This is a genomic window from Nocardia seriolae NBRC 15557 (assembly GCF_007990715.1).
GTDB lineage: Bacteria > Actinomycetota > Actinomycetes > Mycobacteriales > Mycobacteriaceae > Nocardia > Nocardia seriolae.
The window spans coordinates 1-9,912 of record NZ_BJWY01000189.1 but is presented as its reverse complement, the minus strand read 5'-3'; the positions used below and the strand labels follow the sequence as shown (position 1 = coordinate 9,912).

Below are 9,912 nucleotides of genomic sequence, written 5' to 3'. Positions count from 1 at the left end.
GGACGAGAGTCTCGCTCTCGAAATCCTCGCCTTCCTTGTTACCGCAGGCGTTGGCACACTCGCCGGTGTCGTCTTGACTGCCAATGTGGTGAGGAAGATCGAGGAAACCGGCACTGGCATCAGGACCTTCATCACGGCCGAGAAGTTCGAAGAACAGGCCAGCGAAGTTGCCAAAGCGGAAAATACTCTCGAACGCACCGAGACCAAATTGCAGAAGGTCGAGGAGCTCGAAGCAAAAACAATCGAAGCGGAGGCGTCGGGCGAAGTCGCTGCGGTAGAGAGAACAACAAACTCTGGACGCTATTCCGGAGAGCTCAAACAGGTCGACAAGGCCGACCCTGACGCGGACAAACTGGCGGAACGTCTCGGCGGCCGATCCAGGGTATCCTTCAGTAGCGACTCCAAAGGCCGGGAATTCGATACGATCAGCGACGAATACGTGGCCCAGGCAAAGCCCGCCGACTTCCAGGTCAATAAGGCATTCAGAGATCAGGCCAAGGCGACCTTCGATGCCGCACAAGAGACGGGCAGGAAAGTGTACTACCATTTCGATGGACCACCCCAGCCTGGAGTTATCAACAAACTTCAGGAGTATTCGCAGCGTTACAATATTCCGCTCGTAATCGACACTGAGCCATTCTAGGAACCAGGAGTAATATGTTTGAGTATCATGGTTGGGTTACCGTGCAGAGTAGCGCGGGTGATGAAGAAGAGTCGGCCCGAGATCGGGCGCACCAGGCGGCAGAACAGGAACTCCGCAATCTGAGCTCGGCGCCCGGTCTCGCTGATATCCGTACGGTCAACGGCATGTCATTTGTGCATATCAGCGGATTTTCAAATCGTCGAGCGGGTAGTGGCGACTTGGCAATCGACACATTTCGGAATATTGGAAAAGTTGCGCCAGGTTCATACGGGCTTCTCTATTTTAGGGATGACGAGGACAGAGGTGGTCGGCACAATGAATTCCAGGTATTAGCCATGCGGCGAGGAGAAGTGGTCGAGCAGCATGACACACTCCTTTCTCTATGCATTCCAGTTATCGAGGACGCAGATTAACGCGTCAACCTTTCGAGCTTCTTCGTAGAAGTATCTAAAAGGTCCATGGGTTTCTCCTTCCGCGAGTCCACATGCTGACGGTGATCGAGGAGCACATGAGAGCTCGTCAGTGTCAGTCCCGCCCGGCGATAACGCACCGAACTCGGCTATCCAGTGCGTTCACCTGCCGTGCCACGCGGCCGTCAAGATTCGTTCTTCGGCGGGTCGTCCCAATCGATGAAGACTTCGTGGTCTGGCTGGCCGGTTTCGTGACTAGGGCATGCGGGCGGAGTTGGGTACGGCGTGACCGGTCGTGGATTGTTCGCCGAGAATAGGTCGCGGACGAGCGGGTCATCGTGGTCGAAGGCCGCTTCGGTGTAGGGCTGCCCGGTACTGACGTTGTGCGTAACGCGCGGGCCGCGTTCGGGCAGGTCGGCCAGCCGGAGTCGTTCGGTTGTCGTGTCGCCGTTTCTGGTTGTCAATACGGCCCAGAGCGGGCCTGCCGGACCGTTACGGTCGGTGAAGTCGCGTGTGCTGGTTGCGATTACCAGACCCGGGTCGCCCTGGCCGAGCGTGCGGCTCAGGGCAGTCCGTAGCCCCGTTTCGCGGCGGTACGAGTGCAGCGAGAACAGCAGGATCCCGAACTTGTCGGTGGGGAAGTCTTGGTAGTCGGCGAGTTTGGTGGCGACGGTGGCCAAGGTTTCGGTGCCGGTGTCGTATTCGAGGAAGAATCGCACTGCGCGGCCGTCCTGCTCCCAGCAGCCGTACCCGTCGGGGTGGATGGGGGCAGGATCGAGCGCCGAGGTCCAGAACTGGTCGGCGCATTGGCGTTCCGACCACCACTGCGTTAGCCCCACCACCGCTACGGCGTCGGGGTAGCGAGCGGGGTTACGGTGCGCGCCCAGCGCGGCGAAGAAGCCGTTGACGCCCAAGCGATGCTTGAGAGTCGGGGAGCATGCCAGCCGTTCAAGGGATAGCGCATACGCGGCAGGAGACGGTGGCCGTTCGGCATGCTGGGCTGCGATCAAGCGCGCTCCGGAATAGCCGAGCGCGTGGCGTGTTTGGCTGGTGCCGCCGCCGTAGAGCGACTCGCGGAAGGCGAACAGCATTCCCATCTCGCGCAGCTTGGCCAGCCGGTCCTGTGCGCGGCGGATCGAGGTGAATTCCAAGCTGGCGATCTGGTCGGTGGTCAGCACCTTGTGTTCGGCCAGGAGTGCGAGAAGACGACGGTCACGATCGAGCAGACGGAACCACGGACTCGCGTCGGGATGCCCGCCGTGGTGTATGGCGCGGCCGCCGCGCCGCCCTCGACGCGATGAACCTTCAGTATCGGTACTGAGTCGGGATTTCGACCCCGCCCCCGGAGTGCGGTGTTGAGCGGCGCGGATGCTTATTCCGTGTTCGGCGTTTGGGGTGGCGGTTATAGGACGCCGAGCAGGCGCCGACCCATCCGCGCTGCAATCTGCCGACCCAAACGCAGCCCGGTGTTCGTCGTGGGCGGTCATCGGGCATCACCGCCCGCGACCGGTCGGGCACCCACGGCCCGGATGATCACGTCCGGCCCGTCGACCAGCACCGCGCGGTTCGTATGCTGGTCCGTCAGGTCCACACCGAATAGCAGAGTCGCAGGTTGATAGCCTGCGGCCTTGCTGTTTTCGTGGCAGCGCGCGAACCGTTCGGGGCGGTCATGGGCGTGCGTTCCAGAGGGCGCTGACCGGTAGGGCGCGGAATTTGGGTCCGAACGGGAGAGTTTCGGTGCCGGTGTAGAGGACGTATCCGGCGAGGAGGTCGTCGCCCAGGCGTTCGGCGAGGTGGCGGAGGCCGCGGAAGTCCTCGCCCTTGACGGTGGCGGCGGCTTTCACCTCGATGGCGATCACCTCGCGTCGGTTGTTCTCGAGGATGATGTCGACCTCGACGTTGTCGCGGGTGCGGTAGTGGAACATGCGGGCCTCCTGGTCGGACCAGGTGAGCTGGCGGGCGAGTTCGGCGGCTACGAAGCCCTCCAGCAGTGGCCCGAGCGGGCCGTTCACGGCCCGCAGTGCGCGCGGGTCGGCACCGCACAAATATGTGGCTATGCCGGAGTCGACCATGAACACCTTGGAGGTGGCGACGGCCCGGGTGGTCAGGTTTCGCGACCAGGCGGGGATGCGCTTGATCAGGAAAACTTCTTCCAGGAGGCGAAGGTAGCGGGCGACGGTGTCTTTGGGCAGGCCGAGTTCATTGCCGAGGGCGCCGGGCACCAGGAGTTGACCGGATCTGGCCGCGACGAGGTTGGCCAAGGTGTACATCTCTGCGGTGCGTTCGATCTCGGACAGCTGCATGACGTCTCGGTGGATCAGATCGGCGACGTAGGAAGAGAAGAACCGGGAACGCCGTTTACCCTCTCGTGCAACGGCTTCCGGGAAGCCGCTGCGTGCGATCCGTTCGATGTAGTCATCGCGATTCTCGGTGCTGTCGTGCCGTAGCTGGGGTCCGCGTTCGAAGGCGCAATCGATGAATCTGTCGGGTGCGCCGTCGATTTCGCCTTGGGAGAGCGGCCAGAGTTCGATCGTCTCCATGCGTCCGGGGAGGGCGTCGGGAACGCTGCGGAGTGCCATGACGTGAGCCGAACCGGTCAGCAGGAACCGGCCGGGTCGGCCATCGGCGTCGACGGTCTCCTTGATCGCCAGCAGCAGCTCCGGTACTCGCTGTACCTCGTCGATGATCAAGAGGGAATCGTCGAGGACGAACTGCGTGGGGTCGTAGCCGGCCGCCTGCCGGGTCTCCGGCTTGTCGAGGCTCCGCCAAGTCGCGCCGATCTCCCTGCCTATCCGTGCGACCAGCGTGCTCTTTCCGCATTGGCGAGCCCCGTTGACCAGGACGACGCGAGTATCTGCGAGCGCTTCATGTACTGCCGAGTGGGCATGTCGGGGAAGGATCCGACCAATCGGCGATGACGAGAAGGACGAGGTCACCGCAGTAGTATCGCATATGTCATGCGCGATCTGCCGCACATAGGGTGCGCGATCTGCCGGAACTAGTGTGCGCGATCTGCCGCCGTGTTCGTGCGCTTCTTGTCGATGCTGGAGCCGCTGCTTCGCTGGAGCGTCGCCATTGAGTCGGCGGTTTGGTCCGCAGGTGATTCGTTGCGACCGGGTATGGGGAGCGGTCGCGGTCATCGGGCAGCGCCAACCAGGCCCGGCCGCGCGCCGACCACTCGAACCATGATGTCGGGCCCGTCGACCAGCTCAACCCGGTTTGTATGCTGGACCGTCAGGTCCACCAAACGATTCAACGCACGAACCGTTCCCGTCGGGTCGGCGACATTCGGAGACATCCTTCCTGCCTTGTTGGACGCAGTGCCGGTACCGATGCAGCGATTCCTGCTTGAGGTGCACTCCGGCTTCACAGCCGACGGTGGGAACGCCGCCATTCCCAAACCCACCTACAGGATCTCGGACATGAAGGTCCGGGGTGACGTCGCTTCCGCACGGCTCGAGTTCGAGCCTGATGGATCTCAGCAGATGTACTTCCGACGGGAATCAGGCCGGTGGCGAGTCTGTGCACCTGCGGAAAGCCAGCTGACCAACTAGGCGGAGACCATCGCGCGAATCCTGACATCGGCCCGTTGCAAGCAGCTCACTGCTGAGCGTGTAGCTGGGCCGGTGTCCGCGCAGATCACGTCGGTGATCTTGACCAGTGTCGAGATGTCGCCAGGCTCGAAATAGTTTGCGCTCGGCGCGATTACGACGTTGGCATGCTCGCTGTGGGCGAGATTCATGAGGCGGTCGATCATTGCGCCACCCGGCCCGGTCCGGGCCGCCGCAGGATTCCGATCGCGTAGTTGTTCATGGCCGTGTCCGTACGTAGTCGCTGTACACAGGTCGGGTGATCGCGAGGCGGCCGCAGTCCGTGCAGCGCCAGCGTGCCGGGCCTTGCAGGGTGCTCATCGCCAGCCCGGTGCGTGAGAATCGCAGCAGCACCCGGTGGATCGAGTTCTCGGGCAGCCTGATCGCGCGGCAGAGTTGTCGCGCGGTCAGTGCTTGGGACGGGTCCAGGGTCGACAGTGCGCCAAGCACTTTCGCTTCCGGTTCGGCGAACGCCATCGCTCACCACCCCCTGCTGATCGGTACGTAGGGGCGGGGCGGCTTCTCCGCCAGTCGTGCCTGAATGTCGGCGACAGTCAGTCGCTTCGGCCGCTGATCTCCGGTGCCGGTTTGCTTCGGCCAGGCTGAGGGCGGTTCTGACCGGGAGGAGCGGGCTTGTCGCCCGGCTTTTTCGGGGATTCGATCCCGGACCGTGCGGTGCCTTCCCAGGTTCGTCCGTGCCTGGCACAGGCGGAACCTGCGGGTTTGGGGCTCCGGCTCCAGGCTGTCCCGATCCGGGTGTGATGGTGTCGGGTGTTTGTGGAGGAATTGCGGTGAACAGCTCCCACCCGTAGGAGGTCAGCACCCACTCCATGCCCGCTGGCGGATCCGGTAGCTGGTATCGCGGAACGAGGTCATGGGTTTTCGGGTACGAGCACAAATCCGGCGACATCATCGGATCCCCAGTGCCAACCAGTATGTGGTTGATTTGCCGCTACTCATCTGCTTGATCTGCCGCAGAGTTGTTGGTTGATTTGTCGCTCGATGCATGGTTGATTCGTCGCGACGAACCCGATGGATTGGCCACCGCGCCTGTCGCTAACCCACCGCGGGGATCATGATGTCGGCCCCGTCCATCAGCTCGGCCCCGTTCACGTGCTGGTTTGTCGGATCGGTGTCAGTGGTCGAACCAGCGCTCCAGTGTGAGCGCGACTCCAGCGTTGGCGACTTCGTCGGTGACCTCGTCGGCGCGGGCTCGGGCGGGAGCTACGGCGTTGCCCATGGCTACCGAATAGCCTGCCCAGGAAAACATTTCGAGGTTGTTGAAGCCGTCGCCGATCGCGAGGGTGGCTTCGCGCGGGATGTTGTGTCGCTGCCGAATCCGCTCCAATGCCCAGCCTTTGGAAACGCCCTGCCTGAAGGCGACGATCCAGGGGCCGTCCTCGCCGCGCACCCATTCCGCGCCGGGCAGGGGATGTTCGATCAGGATGTCGACCATCGCGTCGATACTGCCATCGGGCCAGAATCCGTTGAGCCGCGGTGTCGGTTCGCTGCTCAGCTCATCGGTGTCGACAATGCGGAACTCGCCGTGCGAGGGCGCTCGGGATTCCGGTGCGGTGGACCACAAGCCGACACCGACCTTCTCGACCGAGAGCACCATGCCTGGGAAGGCTGAAATCAGGGTATTCACAACCGGTTTCGGGTCGAAGGTGTGCAGTTCCAGCGGCCGCACGGCATTATGTCTCATTCCCCCATCATGGGTGCGGGCGGGGCGACGAGTCCGGGGGATTGCGGCGGTCTAGATCTGCGAATGGAGTCTGAGGGAAGGACGATTCGTGGGTATTTCGATCGGTTCGCCGTCGAGTCGGCGGTGGGTTTTGGTGTTGGGGGCGGTCGCTTCGTGCATGGCGGCGCTCGACACGCTCGTGGTAGCGACAGCGTTGAGCACGATTCGGCGGGAGCTGGGGGCGGGTGACACCCTCGAATGGGTGGTCAATGCGTACAACCTCAGTTTTGCGGTGCTGTTGATGACGGCCGCGGCGCTGGGGGATCGGTTCGGGCGTAGGCGGGTGTTCGCGCTGGGGCTGGGGGTTTTCACGGTTGCTTCGGCGGGGTGTGGGCTGTCGACGTCGGTGGGGATGTTGATTGCGGCGCGCGTTGTTCAGGGGGCGGGGGCGGCGTTGTTGATGAGTCTGGCGTTGGCGTTGGTGGGCACGGCCTATCCCGGTGAGGGGCGGGGGCGGGCGATGGGGATCGTGCAGGGGGTGACCGGGCTTGCGACGGCGTGTGGGCCGCTGGTGGGTGGGGCGGTTGCGGAAGGGGTGGCGTGGCAGTGGATCTTCTGGCTCAATGTGCCGCTCGGCGTGATTGCGATTCCGTTGGCGCTCAATAGGATTCCGGAGAGTCGCGGGCCGGATGGCGCGCTCGATCTGGCGGGTCTGGGGCTGCTGACCGGCGGGGCGCTCGGGATCGTGTGGGCGCTGGTCCGCGGCGGCAGCAGTGGCTGGGGCAGTGCGGAGATCGTGGGCAGCGTGGTCGCCGGGCTGGTGCTATCGGCGGTTTTCGCCCGGTGGGAGATGCGCAGTCGTGAGCCGATGCTGCCGATGCGGCTGTTCGCGGCCCGCGGGTTCGCGGCGGGTAATGCGGCGATCTTTCTCACCTTCGCGGCGTTGTTCGCCTCGGTGTTCTTCTATGCCCAATTCCTGCAGACGGTGCTGGGCTACGACGCGCTCGGTGCGGGAGTGCGGCTGCTGCCGTGGACCATGGTGTTGTTCTTCTGCGCTCCGGTGGCCGGGGTGCTGGCAGATCGCATCGGGGAGCGGGCGGTGCTGGTGTGCGGGCCTGCGCTGATGGCGATCGGCATGGTGTGGATTGCGGCTGTCGCCGATCCCGCCATGTCGTATGGCGCACTGGTGATTCCGTTGATCGTGTCCGGCGTCGGTACCTCGCTGGCGATTCCGGCGGCGCAGAGCGCGGTCGTCGGCGCGGTCGAACCCGAGTTCATCGGCAAGGCGGCGGGCGCGAACAGCATGACACGTGAGCTGGGAGGGGTATTCGGAATCGCTGTCGCGGCAGCGGTATTCGCCGCATACGGCGATTACGGGTCGGCGGTGGAGTTCACGGCGGGTTTCCGGCGCGCGATCACCGCCGGCGCGGGACTGGCGGCGGCGGGCGCGCTCGTCGCGCTCGCGGTGCCGGGACGGCGCGGGGTGGCGACGCCCGAGCGGCAACCGACGTCCGCGCTCGGTGCCTGAATTCGTTCGGAATTCGTGTGCCCGGCAGCGACGAGTTCGCGGTGCGGCGCGAGTCAAGACGTCGAATCGTTCTCGTCCCACGTTTTGGAGGAAACCATGACCGCGACCATTCCCGTGACCGAAGCAACCCTCGCGGTGCCCGGCGGCAGTATCTACTATGCGGTCCGCGGCGCGGGCCCGCTGCTGATCCTGGCCGGTGCGCCGATGCATTCGGGCCCGTTCACCGCACTGGCCGAGCTGCTCGCGGCCGATCACACCGTCGTCACCACCGATCCGCGCGGTCACCACCGCAGTGTGCTCGCGGACCCTGCCCAGGATTCGACGCCGGACCTGCGGGCCGACGATCTGGTCCGGTTGATCACCCATTTGGACGCCGGTCCCGCGATGGTGTTCGGCTCCAGCGGCGGCGCGGTCACCACGCTGGCGCTGGTGCAGGCGCGCCCGGATCTGGTGAGCGTCGCGGTGCCGCACGAGCCGCCGGTGACGGAGCTGCTGGACGACCGGGTCGAGCAGCGGGCGACCGCCGCGGAGATCTGCGCCACCTATGCGGCGGGCGACCGGCTGTCGGCCTGGCGGAAGTTCAGGCCAACTCCCGGATCTTCCTGCCGGAGCCGGTGTTTCTGCAGATGTTCGGCGGTGAGATGTCCGAGCCGGACCTGGCCAGCGAGGCGTACTGCTTCGGCCACGAGCTGCGGGGAACGATCGGCTTCGAGCCGGATCTGGATGCGCTGCACACAGTTTCGACCCGCATCGTCGTCGGGCTGGGGGAGCAGTCGACCGGCCAGATCTGCGACCGGACCTCGCGGGCGCTCGCCGAGCGGCTCGGTGCGCAGCTCGCGCTGTTCCCGGGCGGGCACACCGGATTCGCGGAAGATCCGTCGGCCTTCGCACCCGTGCTGCGGCGGGTCCTGCACGAAAACTGAACGCCCGCCGCGAGTTGTCGTTCACCGAGCCCGCGCAGGGTCTCGGTGGATCGGCGCCCGATGCTCGAGGCGGACCGGCTCTGTCGGATGCTCGAGGCAGAATCGTCGGCGTGAGCGACATATCCTTCACCGAAGTTCCGGATGAGGTGGCGGTCGCGCGCGCCGGCGATGACGCGGCCTTCACCCGGCTGATCGCGCCGATGCGCCGCGAGTTGCACGCGCACTGTTACCGGATGCTCGGTTCGACCCACGATGCCGAGGACGCGCTGCAGGACGCCTTGCTGCGCGCCTGGCGTGGCTTCGCGGGCTACGAGGGCCGAAGTTCGTTGCGCCGCTGGCTGTATGCCGTGGCCACCAACACCTGCCTGGACCTCATCGCGCGCCGGGCGAAACGGGCGCTGCCGATGGACCTGGGGCCCGCGAGCGAACACGCCGTACTCGACAACGAGCCCCGCATCGAGGTCCCGTGGCTCTCACCCTACCCCGACACCGGCCTGGCCTACGAGCAGCGCGAAGCCGTCGAACTCGCCTTCGTGGCCGCCCTGCAACACCTTCCGGGCAACCAGCGCGCGGCCCTGCTCCTGTTCGACGTGCTCGGCTACACCGCCGCGGAGATCGCCGAGGTCATGGACACCTCCGTCACCTCGGTGAACTCCGCCCTGGCCCGCGCCCGAAAACTGATGGCCGACAAGACCCGCGAACAAACCCAGCAGCAAACCCTGCGCGCACTGGGCGACGCCCGCCTGCGCGAACTGGTCACCGCCTACGCCACCGCCTTCGAACGCCGCGACGCGCCCGCCCTGATCGCCCTGGTCACCGAGGACGTCACCTGGTCGATGCCCCCACTGCCCCACTGGTACCGGGGCCGCGCCGCCGCCCTGGATTTCGCCACCCAGATCCCGATGGGCACCTGCCCCGCCTGGCGCCACCTCCACACCACCGCCAACGGCCAACCGGCAGTGGCCCTCTACCTCTGGCACGCCGCCACTCATACCTACCGCCCCTGGGCCATTTCAGTGCTGACCCTCCGCGGCAACCAGATCGCCGCCATCACCTCCTTCATCGGCCCCACCCTGTTCCCCGATTTCAACCTCCCCGACCACCTCCCCGAGGGCCTCGAACACCCCTAGTACT

General features: G+C 65.2%; 10 protein-coding genes and 1 pseudogene. 6 read left to right on the top strand and 5 right to left on the bottom strand.

Annotation, left to right across the window (positions count from 1 at the left end):
• On the top strand, positions 1–643 hold a 643-nt coding region (locus NS2_RS33895; RefSeq protein WP_222594902.1), incomplete at its 5' end, for a restriction endonuclease fold toxin.
• A gap of 14 nt (positions 644–657) precedes the next feature.
• Positions 658–1,056, top strand: a complete 399-nt coding sequence (locus NS2_RS33890; RefSeq protein ID WP_071812045.1) for an Imm7 family immunity protein — start codon at positions 658–660, stop codon at positions 1,054–1,056.
• Positions 1,057–1,238: 182 nt separating this feature from the next.
• Here NS2_RS33890 and NS2_RS33885 read toward each other — a convergent pair whose 3' ends face one another.
• The 5 genes from NS2_RS33885 to NS2_RS33865 form a co-directional block, all read right to left on the bottom strand.
• On the bottom strand, positions 1,239–2,279 hold the full coding sequence (locus NS2_RS33885) for a replication-relaxation family protein (protein ID WP_256255927.1): 1,041 nt from the start codon (positions 2,277–2,279) through the stop codon (positions 1,239–1,241).
• 441 nt (positions 2,280–2,720) lie between these two features.
• Entirely contained in the window at positions 2,721–4,028 is a 1,308-nt protein-coding gene (locus NS2_RS33880; RefSeq protein ID WP_228102679.1) for an ATP-binding protein, read from the bottom strand.
• A 575-nt stretch (positions 4,029–4,603) separates the two neighbouring features.
• The gene (locus NS2_RS33875) at positions 4,604–4,810 is read right to left on the bottom strand and encodes a hypothetical protein (protein WP_036551619.1); all 207 of its coding nucleotides are present in this window, start codon (positions 4,808–4,810) and stop codon (positions 4,604–4,606) included.
• A gap of 52 nt (positions 4,811–4,862) precedes the next feature.
• Positions 4,863–5,120 (bottom strand): hypothetical protein, encoded by a 258-nt coding sequence (locus tag NS2_RS33870; RefSeq protein ID WP_036551622.1) that lies wholly within the window; start codon positions 5,118–5,120, stop codon positions 4,863–4,865.
• A gap of 658 nt (positions 5,121–5,778) precedes the next feature.
• Positions 5,779–6,348 carry an HAD family hydrolase gene (locus NS2_RS33865; RefSeq protein WP_052486815.1) on the bottom strand — a complete coding sequence of 190 codons (570 nt, stop codon included), beginning with the start codon at positions 6,346–6,348 and terminating at the stop codon, positions 5,779–5,781.
• Positions 6,349–6,436: 88 nt separating this feature from the next.
• On the opposite strand from NS2_RS33865, the gene NS2_RS33860 reads away from it, so the two are divergent.
• The 4 genes and pseudogenes from NS2_RS33860 to NS2_RS33850 all read left to right on the top strand — a co-directional run bounded on the left by NS2_RS33860 (position 6,437) and on the right by NS2_RS33850 (position 9,908).
• Positions 6,437–7,855 carry a DHA2 family efflux MFS transporter permease subunit gene (locus NS2_RS33860; RefSeq protein ID WP_238588489.1) on the top strand — a complete coding sequence of 473 codons (1,419 nt, stop codon included), beginning with the start codon at positions 6,437–6,439 and terminating at the stop codon, positions 7,853–7,855.
• A gap of 96 nt (positions 7,856–7,951) precedes the next feature.
• Positions 7,952–8,422 (top strand): annotated as a pseudogene (locus NS2_RS38300) (alpha/beta fold hydrolase); the annotation flags it as partial.
• A gap of 47 nt (positions 8,423–8,469) precedes the next feature.
• Positions 8,470–8,778, top strand: a complete 309-nt coding sequence (locus NS2_RS38295) for an alpha/beta fold hydrolase (RefSeq protein ID WP_308640209.1) — start codon at positions 8,470–8,472, stop codon at positions 8,776–8,778.
• Positions 8,779–8,888: 110 nt separating this feature from the next.
• Complete coding sequence (locus tag NS2_RS33850) at positions 8,889–9,908, top strand: sigma-70 family RNA polymerase sigma factor (RefSeq protein WP_036551625.1); 1,020 nt, start codon at positions 8,889–8,891, stop codon at positions 9,906–9,908.
• Positions 9,909–9,912: the final 4 nt, after the last annotated feature.